Below are 14,217 nucleotides of genomic sequence, written 5' to 3'. Positions count from 1 at the left end.
TTGGCTGTTTAAATATTATTTACTGCATTAAGTCACTTGCTGAACTATCTTGATAATTCTTATCCCACAAGAATTCGGTTAAAATCTTGTTCACGGCTATATTGTTATTATGCAGTGCACTATGTTGAGCTTTCGGTCCAAATGCTTGAAATGTTTGATAGAAGCTGACGTGATCTCTTAAAACGTATCCTAACGAAAGTGCCGAGGCGTTTGTCACGACACCATCCGAATTAGATCCATCTCCAAGATTGCCGTAAATATTCAAAACTCTGGCTTGACGCGGGAAATTACTACGAAGCCTGTAAAGCATCTGATATTCTGGATGAATAATCTTTGGCCGTCCAGTTGGTAAAATCCGATTTTTGTTTGGGGCATCGTCCCATAACTGCATCAATGGTCCAGAAGTCGGTTGGTTGGATTTATGATTATCCATAATCCCATCATATGGGCCGGCAATCACACACAGTTTATTGGTTCGTGGCAACGATTTTTGATTACCATTCAACAGGTTGTAATAGATTACTGCATATGCGCCCATGGAATGACCGACGAAGTTCAGCTCATTGACATGGTATTTTTGTTTTAATAACTTACAGACTTTAGTCAGCCAACGAGCATATTGGACTTCACCTGCGCGGTTGTTGTCCATGCGCACCATGATGATTGGATTAATCATCCACGGCTTCACGGTTCCGGTAACCGCCAGTTTACCATTCGCTCTGACTCGGACAATCATTCGGCGAGAGGCCGCACCACTGATTTCAGCGGCAGAAATCATGTCCTTTTCTGAGCGCAAAGTTGCACCCCAGCCATGAACAAAAATAGTGGGGGTACTTGAATCAATATACTTGGCTTGTAATTGATCCTGTGCGTGTTGTGTCTGCCAAATATTGAAACCGAAACCCAAGATTATGAGTCCACCTATTAAAAAGTAAAGTATTCGCAAATTTCTTGAGCGCCGATAATTTATCAACTAATTGACCGCCTTATACGAGAATTCTTTATTTTTCGTTTGGCATAGCCATACATCAGTGACAGCATGAAGGAGATTAACACGGCCAAAACGGTTTCCATGATGGCACCGTTATATCCGGCTTCATCAATGATGTCAATGACCGCTTTATGCAAATACATGATTCCTAAGGTCTGCTGACCAAGCAGTTGAACTGGTTTGATCAAGAACTGAGGCATGAATTTGCAGAAATAGTAGCTGGCACTGAAGACTACTAAACAAACGATAATCGGGATAAAAGTGATGTAAGAAACCCGAGAAATTGCTATATGGTGATATGATGCATGAATAATTTTGGACTTGAGAAAGAATGCAAAATTAAAACGATCCATATGCTGCATCCAGAACAGCCATACAGTTAGCATGGCAGCGGGGATGATGACCCACAAGTCTTTGACAAATTGCTGAATCTTATGGAAGTAAAGATATCCAAATAACATGAAGAACATGGCGATGAAAGCAACATCAAGATCCCAAGGAATATATTTGTACGATAGGAAATAAATGTGTTTGTAACTGGTTGAGATAATTAATGAAGCAAACGCCACAATAATTTGTGCTTCCCGGTTTTTGACATATGTAATGACGATTGATGTGAAAACCAAGGCCAGCAGGTATACATTGATGTACCAGAAGACACTGAGGTAATGGTTCAGTGTCCGGCCACCATATAGTAGGCGGGCAAAGTAGAAGATCGTATACGACCAACTCTCGCCGCGGATAAAGTGTGATAGGAGAATTAAAAAGCCACCACAGATTAAATATGAAATTAAAAGCGGAAGAATCCGTTTTTTGAAAAAGCCAATCCAATCATTATGAACGATTGGTTTTAAGAAAAATCCCCCCATGATGAAGAAGATGGGCATATGCCACCAATAAAGAAAATGGAACATGGTGCCGTGTCGTGTCATGGCGTGGCCAAACACAACGGCAACAATTCCGACCGCCTTGGCAACGTCAATCCACTCGATTCTTTTTTTACTCACAAGCGTTTCACCTCGAAAATTATTAAGACCACATATAAAAATATTCTAGTGCATTTAGGGCGTCCGTGACAATACTTTTTCATTACATTGGCATAAAACATCTTATGCTTAAGTAATTTTTAATATATAACGGGGTTATTGCTATTCACAAACAACTTTATTAAAATAAGACGAGTGTCAAAGTATACGAAAGTAGGAACAATCATGATTGAGAATAATCAAAATCAGTCCGAAACGTCACGCGACCAGATGTTGTCTGGATCGGCATGGATGACGGCAGGAAGTATTTTTAGCCGCTTCTTGGGCGCTGTTTATATTATTCCGTGGGGCATTTGGTTTGGTCAATATTTCTTTCGCGCCAATGCCTTATATGGATTGGGTTATAACATTTACAGTTTCTTCCTGATTGCAGCGATTGCCGGGATCCCATCGGCGATTGCCAAACAAGTCGCTCATTATAACGCGTTAAATGAATATGGCGTTGGGGTTCGTTTGTATAAGCGGGGATTGGTGCTGGCAGTCGCTACCGGGGTGATTTGTGCGCTGATTCTCTACTTTGGCGCACCATTGATTGATGGTGGCAATCCCAACGTGATACCCGTATTACACTCGTTGGCATGGGCAATTTTGATCATCCCAACAATGAGTTTGACCCGTGGCTATTTCCAAGGGTACCAACAGATGGCGCCTTCAGCAATTTCACAATTTATTGAACAGTTAGCACGAGTTGCCTACATGTTGATCACCGCATTCATTATGATGCGGTTGTTGCATGGAAGTTGGGTGAACGCCGTTTCTCAGTCAACATTTGCTGCATTTGTTGGCGCCGTTGCTGGGTTGGCAACTCTAGGTGTCTATTATCTTAGACGGCGGGAAGATTTTCAGTATTTAGTTCAAAACAGCAATAACGAGATTCACGTAGAAGCAAAACAATTATATCAGGAAATTATCTCCCAAGCTGTCCCATTTATCGTTTTGGGTGCTGGAATTACAATCTTTATGTTGATTGACCAATTCACATTTTTCAAAATTATGCGGATGGCAACTGATTATAATTACGCAACTTTATCAGATTTGTACGCAATGTTTGCCGTTAATTCAAATAAACTGATTATGATTACAATTTCATTAGCGTCAGCGCTGGCAATTACTGCTGTACCGATGTTGTCTGAAGCTTTGACCAGGGGTGATGATGAAGAGATACGCAAACAGAATTCTAACGTTTTAGCATTATTTATGTTCGTTATGATCCCAGCAGCTCTAGGAATGGCAGCAATTGCCGGTCCATTAAATCGAGTGTTTTATGGCACCAACCAGCAAGCTTTAGGTGCCAACATTCTGACATTTTCATCGATCATTTCAATTCCGATGGGAATGTTTGTGGTGATTTCAGCTGTGATGCAGGGCTTGTCTCAAAATAGACGCGCAGTTAAATTTTTCGCGATCGGCACGGCTGTTAAGTTCGTTTTACAGTGGCCATGTACCTATTTCTTGGGATCATTTGGCCCATTGTTGTCAACCGGAATTGGATTGACCGTTGCCAATTGGTTGATTCTGAGATATTTGAATCGCCACTTTGGTTTTGAAAAAAATATGTTGGATATTGGCTTTCGTAAGATTACCAAATATTCACTATTGATGTATGTTGCCGCATTACTGACTGTTTATGGGTTGAATTTTGTGGTTCAATTGGTCGGTAACCCGTTAGGACGAGTCATCAGCTTGATCGTCACGTTAGCTGCCGTCGCAGTTGGCGGTTTGATTTATATCTATCTGGCGTTGAAGAGCCGAATTGCCGATATGATTTTAGGCCCTCGAAGTGACAAACTCAGGCGATTGTTAAATATTCAATAGAGAGCGGGGCGTGAGGCATTTTGATACTGCTCACTTTAGCTTGAATAACAAGGTAGCACAAAAAGGCTGGGATAAAAGTTTTGCTACTTTTATCCCAGCCTTTTTGTCTTTATAAGTATTTATTCTGCTTGATGTTTATGCATGAATTTCGGCAAGCTTTCACTAATTTGGTGTGGCAAAACGACATATTGCTTTTCAGCCAATTTATCTGCAATGGCACTGTGAGAGTAGACAGCGGCCAGAACAGCCTTGGGGGTGTCACTAAATTGGGCGACAAAGCCCCCAACCATGCCAGCAAGCGTATCTCCCATGCCACCAGTAGCTTGAGCTGGGGTGCCACCAGTATTTTCAAAGATCTGTCCATCCGCATAAACCTGAGTTCGATGTGATTTAACCACTGTAATGGCATTTAACTTTTGAACAGCGGCTTGGTTGGTGTCCGGTGTCTGATCGGCAATTTTAATACCCGAGACGCGTTGCCATTCCATTTGATGAGGAGTCAGGATGTTAGTCGAATCCTTTGGTAATGACAAATTGTTACTTGCAAGTAATGTCAGTGCGGATCCATCGATCACTAACTTTTGATCTTTGTGAGCCAATCCGAATACTTTAGTCAAGATGTCAAATGCATGGTTATCCGTTCCCAATCCGGGTCCGATCACAACAACATCTGCAGCTTTGATAATTGGCTCAGCCTGTTCAAACTGGTCCCAATCGACAAACATCGCTTCAGGCAGCCAGTCGTGGAGGCTGGTCTGATTACTTGGATCAGTAATCGTAGTGACCAGTCCGGCGCCGGAATAGACCGCCGCCAGTGAGGCCATTATAATTGCGCCGCCAAAATTCCGGCTACCGCCAATTAATGCAATTTTGCCATATGTGCCTTTGAAACTGTTTGCTGGTCGCTTCCGGATTACATCAGTTAAAATCGTTTTTGTGATTTTCGTTACTTTTGCCATCATCAGATCTCCCATCCGAATCTGTATTTTATTCAATTATAGCATTCTCCATACGGACGGATTACTATCGTGGATGGAATAGTGTGATAAAATTGACATATAAGAAATGGACAGGAGCGAGATAAATGACAATTGATTGGAAAAAGAGTGCGCAAGCGTACAAAGAGGCTTACTTAAAGGATTTAAAGGAATTGATCAGTATTAATAGTGTTCGTGATGATGAACACAAGACTGATGAATATCCACTGGGTGAAGGGCCAACCAAAGCAATGCTCAAGTTCTTATCTTTTGGTGAGCGTGATGGTTTTACCACTAAGAACATTGATAATATTGTCGGCTACATCGAATATGGATCCGGCGACCAAACTATGGCAATGCAGGCTCACGCTGATGTAATGCCGGCAGGTGATGGCTGGGAAACCAACCCGTTTGAAATGGTCGAAAAAGACGGTAAAGTCTATGGTCGAGGAACTTCTGACGACAAAGGACCAGCTCTAGCTTCATATTATGGCTTAAAAATGCTCAAAGATAATGGTATTGTGCCCAACATGAAGATTCGCCTGATCATCGGAACTGATGAGGAAAGTGAATGGACTGGCATGAAACATTACTTTGAAGTTGAGCCGGAACCAACGTTTGGTTTTTCACCAGATGCAGAATTTCCGTTGATTAACGGTGAAAAGGGAAACGCCACTTATGTCACGACCTTTGGTAATACAAATGGTTCGGATTATACCTTAAAGAAATTCGATTCTGGTCTTCGTTTGAACATGGTCCCAGGTGCAGCCGATGCGTTGGTCGAAGTCAGCGACAACGAGAAATTTGTCGATGCTTTCACCAAATTTCTGGATCAAAATCCAATTGCCGGTGACGTCAAAGCCACTGGCGCAGGGATTGCCCTTCATATTACAGGCAAGGCTGCCCATGCAATGGAACCAAAGAACGGTGTTAACGCTGGGACCTATATGGCAAAATTCTTAAATGAATTTGCATTCGAGGGGGCTGCCAAAGAATTTGTTCGTTTCTTAGCTGAGGATCTGCATGACGATTCTCGTGCCGTCAAAATTGGCGCCGCCCACAAAGACGATATCATGGGTGAGTTGACCATGAATGTGGGGATTATGAAGTTTGACATGCAAAATGGCGGTAGTGTTAATACCAACTTCCGATATCCTAAAGGTACTGATGATAAAGAAATTCTTGCCAAACTCGAAGCAGCCGCAGGTAAGTTGAATGGAACGGTTAAGGAAATTAACAATATGGTCACCCACTACGTTGATCCAAGTGATCCAATTGTCAGCACGTTGATGCACGTTTACCAGGAGCAAACTGGTGATATGGACTCCAAACCGGAAGTTGTCGGCGGTGGCACCTATGCACGGCTAATGAAGCGTGGCGTGGCCTTTGGGGCTCTATTCCCAAATGCCGTCGATACAATGCACCAAGCAAACGAATTTCAACCGATTGATGACCTGATCAAAGCAATGGCAATTTATGGCCAGTCAATTTATGAGTTGACAGCCAAGTAAATTATTTGAGGTGGTTCCTATGATGGACTTTAATTATTCGAATATTCTGGTTGGAATTGATGGCTCCAAAACGGCTGCCAAGGCTGTTAAGCAGGCGATCATCATTGCGGACCACAATCATGCCAAACTGACAATTGTGGCAGTCATTAACGACCGGGAAATTCTAGGAGTTTCTAAAGCCGCTCTCATTGGTTTTGGCAACGTTAATCAGTCAACAATCGATGAGGTTCGGTCCCGATTTCAACGATTAATCCACAAGTATGAATTGATGGCAAAGGATCATGGTCTTGAGGTGAATGCATTTGTGACTTCAGGTGATCCTAAAAACAAATTAGCCCACGAGCTGGTTGATCAAGAAGGTATTGACGCCATCGTTGTTGGGGCAACCGGAGCGAACTTTGTCGACAGAATGACCATGGGGTCGACTGCGTCATTTATCATTGCCCAAGCACCATGTGATGTATTTGTGGTCCATAGAGATCGCCAGTGATCTGACCAAAAGTGAACCAAAAAAACAGGGCAACCAGCTAACTGAAAAGTTAATTGGTTGCCCTGTTTGCAAGTTCTGCATGAATTAATTTGAATTGCTTGATCTATTTCGGGATGGGTTGTTAATAATCAAAGCCCAAACACCGGGAATAATATAAATAAAACTTCCCAACAAGGACAAGACAATTAACACGATTGGCCAAACATAGTTGTTATTCGTGTGTAGACGATTAATTGCCACACCAGCGATGATTTGTTGAACAAGATAAAGGACACCAAAGATTGCCATCACAATCCAGAACATTGGTGAACTGGTATCGGCATCACCGAAGAAATAGGCAATGAAGCCAATCCCAATTAGAATCACAGTGACAATCCACCAGATGATCCAGCCAGTAATTTGAGCAGCAGAAAGTTTATGTTTGCTCGAAGTTTCCAATTTTATGCCTCTTTTCTTATAAATCGATTGGTTAAAATCCTACCAGATGGTTGCCCAGCTAGTCAAATTTGATTTGCATACCAGCTACTAAAAAAGTTATACTTTTCGAAGCGAGTCATTGAAAGATGACAATTTCGAAGGGTGAGGTTCGTTCATGATCGACGTAGTATTCAGTGATAGCTTTGCGATGACTTTGAAGCATTATTATAAGCAAAGGAAAGTTGATCGCAAGGTTTTATCCATGCCAATGTATTTAAGCATTGGTGATATCAGCCAATGTTCCTTTGTGGAAAGTCGAAAAACTGTGTACAAAATTCAGTACGCGCATACCAGAGAATCTGAGCAAAATACATCCGAGGCAGTGAGTCATCTCAAAAGAATGCTTAGAGCACTGAATGATGGACTTGATCAGGGTGAGTCAATTAGAATCTGGTGGAGCGGTAATGCTGACGATTACTGTGGCTTTTTGTGGCTATGTGACTATCTCTTCGATTATGATGTTGAAACGACAGCCATTCATGTTCCGATGGCATTTGCGACCTTGGGCAACGAACTCCTGACAATTTCTGGACTGGGTGAAATCAGTGCACCAGGAATCGATGAACTTCAATTATTTACCTATGAATCTAAGCTCCTAAAGTCACAACGAAATGCTTATCGTTATTACTGGCAGCAGTTACGTGGGGAAAATAACCCAATTCGCACAATCATTAACGGACTGGCAGTCAGTCAATCAATTGATTTTTACGATCGGTTCATCATTGCCAACCTCAGTCAGCATCGTTATCGCAATATTCTGAGAGTGATTGGTGAAACGCTTGGGAATTATCCATTTGTCCCATCCTGGTGGTATCGGCATCGAATTGATTACCTGGTGTCTATGGGAAGCATTGCGTTTAAGCCAGATGAGCAAGAGATTATGGACCTTTCAGTTGGTAAAATTAAATTAAATGTATAAAAAATGAAGGCCAATTAGCCTTCATTTTTTCGTTAAAGTGTTTCACTTTGCGGTTGACGAATCTTAGCCAAGGCATCATCAATCTGGCCAAGAACGATCTTAACGTTCTTCGGATCTGAAAGGTCATACTTTTGGAGATCGATTTTAATTTTCGGACTGACATCATATTCCTGGAACCACTTCTTATAAGCTGCCCACATCTTGAAGTAATACTCTTGGAGGCTTGGATTGTCGTCAAATTGCTCGTAATCGCGGCCGCGTTTCTTGATTCGGTGCTTGATAGTATCGAAGTCGCTATCGGCATACACGAGCAAATCAGGCGCCTTCTTCGGCAGTTCATCCAATTCAGCCATCATGTTATTTAATAACTTGAGATAGACAGAAAGTTCTGTATCCGTGATGTTTCCTTGGGCATTGTTTTCCCGGGTAAACAGGGCGTCTTCGTAAATCGAACGATCTAAAACATTATTGTCGTCACTCAGCGCCTGTTTGATCATGGAAAAGCGCTTGTTTAAGAAGTAAATTTGAAGTAAAAATCCGTATTGTTTGGGATTGGAATAGTACAGTGGTAGAACCGGATTATCACCAACTGGCTCGAAGAAAGCTTTAGTTCCTAGATGTTCTGCGATTTTTCCAGTTAGGGTTGTCTTGCCAACGCCAATCATTCCTGCAGTTATTATCACCATGTGTGCCCCTCTTATTCATAAAAATTACAATATCTAGTGTACCACAAAATGTGGTAACACAATATATATAATCTCGAGATTCGAAAGTTAAATTAAGGAGTGTGGAATTGATTAAGTAGTACAATGTAGTTAACAAGGTAAATGGAGGGAATTCAATGTATAAAGCGGTTGTATTTTTTGACTTAGACGGAACACTTTTTGATAATGAAAAAAATGTATCTGACGAAAATGTGGCAGCTATCAATGAATTACGCGAGAATAATATTTTACCAGTCATTTCCACTGGCCGAAATATTTTTGAAATTCAATACGTGATTGATGCTACCGGCATTAATTCATTAGTCAGTGCCAATGGAAGTTATGTCCAATATGAAGGTAAAAAATTAAAGGCAGAGCAAATTAGCGATGACGTGATTGAAGAAATTTTAGCTTTTGCCAAAGAACAGGGTGATGTGATTTCATTCTATAACAACAAGGAATTCGCATTGACTGCCGAAAACGACATGACCAAGGTTAACTATCGTTTACTGCGATTGACACCGCATGTTGATCCTGACTTTTACAAACACAACGAAGTCAATTTCTTAAACGTCTTTAATTATGATAAAGATAAATTGTATCAAGATAAATTCAAAGGTGAATTGTCATTAGTTCGAAATAACCCTCGTTGTTTGGATACCATGAAGTGGGGTGTTTCGAAGCAAACTGGGATTCAAGCCTTAATGAAGAAGCTGAACCTAGGGGATGTTCCATCATATGCTTTTGGGGATCAAATGAATGATTTGCAGATGTTTTCTGAAGTTAAGTTCCCAATTGCAATGGGGAATGGTGTTCCTGAAGTAAAAGAAAAGGCTGCGTTTATCACCAAATCAAACATCAATGGTGGCATTGTGAATGGTTTGAAACACTTTGATTTGATTAAATAAATTCGTTGAAATACACAAAAACAGCATTCAGGCAAATATGAGATTTGCTTGAATGCTGTTTTTGTGTGGGCTTTTAGTTCATTTGCGATTTAATATTTGCTAACGTCATTTCCGAGGTGTCAGCGAAATTGATATCGGCGTCCTTCAAAATTGTCTTATCACCAATTCCAATCGAAGTCTCGCCAGCGGCATTGATGGATTCAACACCGGCAGCAGCATCTTCAACGCCAATACATTGTGCTGGTTTCAAATTAATGAGTTCGGCGCCTTTGACGTAAATTTCTGGGTCTGGTTTGCCTTTGCTTAAAGTCTTAGGATCAACAATCTTTGGGAAGTAGTCGGTTAAGTTCAGCTTTTGGAGAACTTTCGGGGCATTCTTGGAAGCTGATGCCAACGATAGCAGGTAGCCGCCATTTTGAATTTCATCCAAAAATTCTTTGATGCCTGGTAGGATGTTGGCTGGTGTCATTTGGTCAACTAATTTTAAATAGTTGGTGTTCTTTTCGGTTGCCAAATCAACTTTTTGGTCATCAGTGTATTTATCTTGGAGATTGCCGGCCTTAAGGATCATTTCCAATGAATCCATTCGACTGATTCCCTTTAAACCGTCCTCCAATTCTTTGGACCAGGGAGCGCCGACCTTATCGGCAACTTGATGCCATGCTTGACTATGAAAGACTGATGTATCGGTAATTACACCATCTAAATCGAATACGAAACCTTTAATATCTGAAAATTTTGCCATTATGATTCACTCCTCATTTATTTATAGGTAATTGTGGTCATTTTGTTTTTAGTTAAGGAATAAGCTTTTTTAGCGACACTCACATGCGTATCTGCATCGGCAGTCACATCAATTCGGTGATGGCCAATGACAAAGTTGTAATTGACGCCTTGATAAGTTTCTTTAAACGAAATCTTATTCCAGGTGCTTGGCAGATGAGGATTAATTGTGACTTCGTCCGTATCAAAACGAACACCACCGTAGCATTTAGTCTCAATTTGCAGTGTGGCACCCATGACACCCAAGTGAATACCCTCAGCGGTCGTCCCACCTTGAATATCGTAGTAGTCCGAGAATAGCGCTGTTGAGAACAGCTGCCATGACTGGTCCATGTTGCCATCAATTTCGTCAAGAACTGAATAAACAATTCGTGAAAGGGTGGAACCATGGGTTGTTCGGTCAAGGTAGAATCGCAAGTTACTGGTAAAGAAGTTGGCAGGCAGCTTGTAACCTAAACGGTTGATAACTTCCTGAACTTCGTTAAATGGTAATTCGTAATAAGCCATGAGCGTATCGGCTTGTTTGGCGACTTGGTAAGCATCTGGTGACTTTCCTTCACCTTTAAGTAACCGGTCAATTCTGGAAATGTCACCATACTTCCTGCGGTAAGAATCAAAGTTCAGCTTGGACAGGTTGAAGTAACCTGAGAACTGGCCAATGATCCCTTCTTCGTTGATATCCAAACGCAGCTTATGATCAATGTCGTTCATCTTAGATAATAGGTCGTTATCGAAACCGGCCTTTTCACTGGCTTGCTTCAATACCTTGCTGTCTTCATCCGATACCAAGGTGTTGACTTTATCAAACAGCCAGGAAACCATGATGTTCGTGTAAGCATTGTTGGTTAAGCCATGATCGTTGGAGTTTGGATATTCTTCGTGGAACTCATCTGGTCCCATGACATGGTGGATATCGTAGCGATCAGCATCTTTGTCGTAGTCGGTCATGCTGACCCAGAATTTGCAGATGGAAAGAAGCATTTCCAGGCCATATTTATCCATGAATTCTTTGTCGCCGGTGATGTGCACGTAGTTGATAATGTCGTAAGCAACTGAGATGGAAACGTGGCGTTGAAGACGACTATTATCAGGATCCCATTCGCCACTGACAGGGTTCAAGTGAACGAATTGTGATTGCTCGTCACCATACATTCCAGACTGCCAAGGATACATTGAACCTTGTTTGTCTTCGGAGGCCGCATACTTTCTGGCTTCTGCCAGTCGGTTATAACGGTACAGCAGGCATTGCTTAGCGATTGCTGGATAATGAATCGCGTAGAATGGCAAATCAAACGTGACATCCCAGAAAATATGGCCACGGTAAGCTTCACCATGAAGCCCACGGGCACCAACTGAGGCATCAAGTTTACCGGATGCCAGGGCGGCACTGGTAACCAACATGTGGAATATGTTGACCCGGGTCAATTTTTGGCTGGTTAAGTCATTATCAATAATAATATCGGAATGCTGCCAAACGTTGCTCCAGAATTTCTCGCTGTCGGACAACGTGTTATCGAAGGATGAATCATCCAGTTCTTTTTGAGCATCGGCTTCTAAATTGGCATCTTTATCTTTCGAGGTGAAGACGGTGACGTTCTTTTCAAATTCATATTCTTTACCAGGTTCAACGTTGATGCTTAAAGTCTGTTCAACTTTGCCTTCCTCAGTCGTTGTATCAATTAATTTCTTAGTATCCAAATTTTGACTGCTGAGTTTTGAATTGATTACAAACTGAACATGCGAGGTCTTGGTCTGACCGGTCATGGAAACTTGGTTATCGTGAGCGGCCATGCCAATCACATCAATATGATGTTGGTCGAAATCTTGATAACGTTCAACATTTCCATTAATGACATTGCCATCAATTCCGGCATAAATTTGTAAGCTGCCGGAGAAATTAATTGGCTTGAGTTCGTACTTGACGGCGTAACGGTGCCACTGGTTCATGTTGGCAGCCTTGGTAGCCCGAACTTGAATGATATGACCTGTTGAAAGCTGAATGTGCAGGGTAGTCGTCAAAGCACCGGTCTTTAGATCGAGGCTTCGGTAAATATCCTGAATATCTGCTTTTTTAATAGTAAATGGTAATTGGTGATCGACTCCAAAACTGATGTACTGTGCATTTGGTAGATTGACCAAATCTTCATTGACCACGTCACGATCATTAATTTTAGTGGTCAATTGGTTATAAACACCGGCAACATACATGCCAGGGTAATTATCTTTATCGGCGTGGGACTCAACATATGCCCCTCGTAAACCAAAGTACCCATTTCCAATGGTCAGCATGGCTTCTTGACCGTAATTTCGCTTACCGGCATATTCACCATAATAATCCAAATGCCATTTAAGGTATTCTTCCTTTTCGGCGACGGCCTTTTCCAAACCGACTTCTTTGATCTTTTGTAGGTTGACAACTGGTACATTCATCATGTTCGCAATTGCCAAGCCAATATCAATCTTTTGGTGATTAATCCCGATAATCGTATCGGAAAACTCATAATTCAATGAGTTTTCAATAATTGCAGCATCAATAGGCAAGCCGGTTAAAGCCGCCTTGATATTTTCAAGATTATCGCCAATTGAAAATTTGGGGTTATATGTGATCATAAACTTTCGAAATGGTGGTCGGTTGGAATCTTCTGAATAATTAAGCTCCATGACCCCATCACGAGCCCTAATAGCAAACGTTCTCATAACAAAACCTCTTCTCAATTTTTGGGAAATAAAATAATCCTTCACACTTTTAATTCTAGCCTACACAGCGTTCAATCGCAATGAATTGGCGTTTTTGAATGGTCGGCCAAGTGTTTTGATTGAATTATTGTTTGTCTTTTAACAAATCTCTAATTTCCGAAAGTAGTACTTCCTTGTTATCGATTGCTGGTCTGGCAGGCTGACGTTTAATGACCTTATTGATGAGTTTGATTAAGATAAAGACCACAAAGGCGACAATGATAAAATTAATCAGGGAATTAATAAATGCGCCATACCTGAATGTTGCATCACCAACTTTGATGACCAAATTGGACAAATCCATTCTTCCCAGGAATATTCCAATCAGTGGGTTGATTAAATTATTCGTCAATGAAGTGACGATCCCAGTGAACGCACCTCCAATAATGACACCGACTGCCAAGTCAATGACGTTGCCACGGGCAATGAATTCTTTAAATTCTTTTAGCATAACCTCTTTCTCCTCTCAATTGTTTTATAACTGATGTTATATTGATTATATCGATTTTAAATATCAGAATACAAACTGTAACTTTACTAATTCGAACGTGAATTCGGGGTTAAAAGTATGATAGTATGAAATAAGAAATTTTACAGGAGAATTCATTTGAAAAAGTCTAAATTGTTCTTGATCATTGGGGCTGTCATCTTGGTGTTGGGAGTGGCATTCTTTGTTACCAAATCATGGCACATGTCGGTTCTTTCTTTTGCGTTGATCTGGTTAATCGCAATTATTTTGATCCGGTTAATCTTAACGCCATTGGTTGTGATGATTGTCCGTCAACGTGACCAGAAAAAAGAACTACGTGAACGAGAAGAGAATGAGAATGGGGATCACCACTCAAATCCTTAATTGAAGG

Annotated in this window: 14 protein-coding genes; 6 read left to right on the top strand and 8 right to left on the bottom strand. The window is 41.3% G+C overall.

The genetic code is table 11. The features are described from left to right. Positions 1-19 precede the first annotated feature (19 nt). Together FD05_RS09885 and FD05_RS09880 are read right to left on the bottom strand one after the other, a co-directional pair. A complete protein-coding gene (locus tag FD05_RS09885) occupies positions 20-907 on the bottom strand; it encodes an alpha/beta hydrolase (protein WP_020280089.1) in 888 nt (295 codons plus the stop codon). A gap of 62 nt (positions 908-969) precedes the next feature. Then, a complete protein-coding gene (locus FD05_RS09880) occupies positions 970-1,998 on the bottom strand; it encodes an acyltransferase family protein (protein ID WP_020280090.1) in 1,029 nt (342 codons plus the stop codon). Positions 1,999-2,202: 204 nt separating this feature from the next. Here FD05_RS09880 and FD05_RS09875 point away from each other — a divergent pair, with 204 nt between their 5' ends. After that, positions 2,203-3,852 (top strand): putative polysaccharide biosynthesis protein, encoded by a 1,650-nt coding sequence (locus tag FD05_RS09875; RefSeq protein WP_020280091.1) that lies wholly within the window; start codon positions 2,203-2,205, stop codon positions 3,850-3,852. Positions 3,853-3,971: 119 nt separating this feature from the next. On the opposite strand, the gene FD05_RS09870 is transcribed toward FD05_RS09875, so the two are convergent. Further along, complete coding sequence (locus FD05_RS09870; protein WP_020280092.1) at positions 3,972-4,814, bottom strand: NAD(P)H-hydrate dehydratase; 843 nt, start codon at positions 4,812-4,814, stop codon at positions 3,972-3,974. A gap of 122 nt (positions 4,815-4,936) precedes the next feature. On the opposite strand from FD05_RS09870, the gene pepV reads away from it, so the two are divergent. Together pepV and FD05_RS09860 are read left to right on the top strand one after the other, a co-directional pair. Then, positions 4,937-6,340 carry a dipeptidase PepV gene (gene pepV, locus FD05_RS09865; RefSeq protein ID WP_020280093.1) on the top strand — a complete coding sequence of 468 codons (1,404 nt, stop codon included), beginning with the start codon at positions 4,937-4,939 and terminating at the stop codon, positions 6,338-6,340. A 19-nt stretch (positions 6,341-6,359) separates the two neighbouring features. Next, complete coding sequence (locus tag FD05_RS09860; RefSeq protein ID WP_020280094.1) at positions 6,360-6,830, top strand: universal stress protein; 471 nt, start codon at positions 6,360-6,362, stop codon at positions 6,828-6,830. 84 nt (positions 6,831-6,914) lie between these two features. Here FD05_RS09860 and FD05_RS09855 read toward each other — a convergent pair whose 3' ends face one another. Beyond that, the gene (locus FD05_RS09855) at positions 6,915-7,268 is read right to left on the bottom strand and encodes a hypothetical protein (protein WP_020280095.1); all 354 of its coding nucleotides are present in this window, start codon (positions 7,266-7,268) and stop codon (positions 6,915-6,917) included. 154 nt (positions 7,269-7,422) lie between these two features. On the opposite strand from FD05_RS09855, the gene FD05_RS09850 reads away from it, so the two are divergent. Beyond that, a complete protein-coding gene (locus FD05_RS09850; protein WP_020280096.1) occupies positions 7,423-8,226 on the top strand; it encodes a DUF1835 domain-containing protein in 804 nt (267 codons plus the stop codon). A gap of 32 nt (positions 8,227-8,258) precedes the next feature. Here the strand turns inward: FD05_RS09850 and FD05_RS09845 are convergent, their stop codons facing one another. Next, a complete protein-coding gene (locus FD05_RS09845; RefSeq protein WP_020280097.1) occupies positions 8,259-8,912 on the bottom strand; it encodes a deoxynucleoside kinase in 654 nt (217 codons plus the stop codon). A 155-nt stretch (positions 8,913-9,067) separates the two neighbouring features. Here FD05_RS09845 and FD05_RS09840 point away from each other — a divergent pair, with 155 nt between their 5' ends. Further along, positions 9,068-9,838: a Cof-type HAD-IIB family hydrolase gene (locus FD05_RS09840; protein ID WP_020280098.1), complete on the top strand. Its 771-nt coding sequence runs from the start codon at positions 9,068-9,070 to the stop codon at positions 9,836-9,838. Positions 9,839-9,911: 73 nt separating this feature from the next. On the opposite strand, the gene pgmB is transcribed toward FD05_RS09840, so the two are convergent. The 3 genes from pgmB to mscL form a co-directional block, all read right to left on the bottom strand. After that, positions 9,912-10,583 carry a beta-phosphoglucomutase gene (gene pgmB / locus FD05_RS09835; RefSeq protein ID WP_020280099.1) on the bottom strand — a complete coding sequence of 224 codons (672 nt, stop codon included), beginning with the start codon at positions 10,581-10,583 and terminating at the stop codon, positions 9,912-9,914. A gap of 17 nt (positions 10,584-10,600) precedes the next feature. Beyond that, entirely contained in the window at positions 10,601-13,318 is a 2,718-nt protein-coding gene (locus FD05_RS09830) for a glycoside hydrolase family 65 protein (protein WP_039932291.1), read from the bottom strand. A gap of 124 nt (positions 13,319-13,442) precedes the next feature. Then, the gene (gene mscL / locus FD05_RS09825) at positions 13,443-13,808 is read right to left on the bottom strand and encodes a large-conductance mechanosensitive channel protein MscL (RefSeq protein WP_020280101.1); all 366 of its coding nucleotides are present in this window, start codon (positions 13,806-13,808) and stop codon (positions 13,443-13,445) included. Between the two features lie 156 nt (positions 13,809-13,964). Here mscL and FD05_RS09820 point away from each other — a divergent pair, with 156 nt between their 5' ends. Continuing rightward, a complete protein-coding gene (locus FD05_RS09820) occupies positions 13,965-14,210 on the top strand; it encodes a hypothetical protein (RefSeq protein WP_020280102.1) in 246 nt (81 codons plus the stop codon). Positions 14,211-14,217 lie beyond the last annotated feature (7 nt).

This window comes from Lentilactobacillus otakiensis DSM 19908 = JCM 15040 (assembly GCF_001434145.1).
In the GTDB taxonomy this organism is placed as follows: Bacteria; Bacillota; Bacilli; order Lactobacillales; family Lactobacillaceae; genus Lentilactobacillus; species Lentilactobacillus otakiensis.
Note: the sequence above shows the minus strand (reverse complement) of the source record. Positions and strands in the feature narration are given on the sequence as shown.

Bases quoted from the DNA above. Each gene is read 5' to 3' on its own strand.
- FD05_RS09875 (WP_020280091.1), top strand. From the start codon at position 2,203: ATGATTGAGAATAATCAAAATCAGTCCGAAACGTCACGCGACCAGATG.
- FD05_RS09870 (WP_020280092.1), bottom strand. From the start codon at position 4,814: ATGATGGCAAAAGTAACGAAAATCACAAAAACGATTTTAACTGATGTA.
- pepV (WP_020280093.1), top strand. From the start codon at position 4,937: ATGACAATTGATTGGAAAAAGAGTGCGCAAGCGTACAAAGAGGCTTAC.
- FD05_RS09860 (WP_020280094.1), top strand. From the start codon at position 6,360: ATGATGGACTTTAATTATTCGAATATTCTGGTTGGAATTGATGGCTCC.
- FD05_RS09850 (WP_020280096.1), top strand. From the start codon at position 7,423: ATGATCGACGTAGTATTCAGTGATAGCTTTGCGATGACTTTGAAGCAT.
- FD05_RS09845 (WP_020280097.1), bottom strand. From the start codon at position 8,912: ATGGTGATAATAACTGCAGGAATGATTGGCGTTGGCAAGACAACCCTA.
- FD05_RS09840 (WP_020280098.1), top strand. From the start codon at position 9,068: ATGTATAAAGCGGTTGTATTTTTTGACTTAGACGGAACACTTTTTGAT.
- pgmB (WP_020280099.1), bottom strand. From the start codon at position 10,583: ATGGCAAAATTTTCAGATATTAAAGGTTTCGTATTCGATTTAGATGGT.
- FD05_RS09830 (WP_039932291.1), bottom strand. From the start codon at position 13,318: ATGAGAACGTTTGCTATTAGGGCTCGTGATGGGGTCATGGAGCTTAAT.
- mscL (WP_020280101.1), bottom strand. From the start codon at position 13,808: ATGCTAAAAGAATTTAAAGAATTCATTGCCCGTGGCAACGTCATTGAC.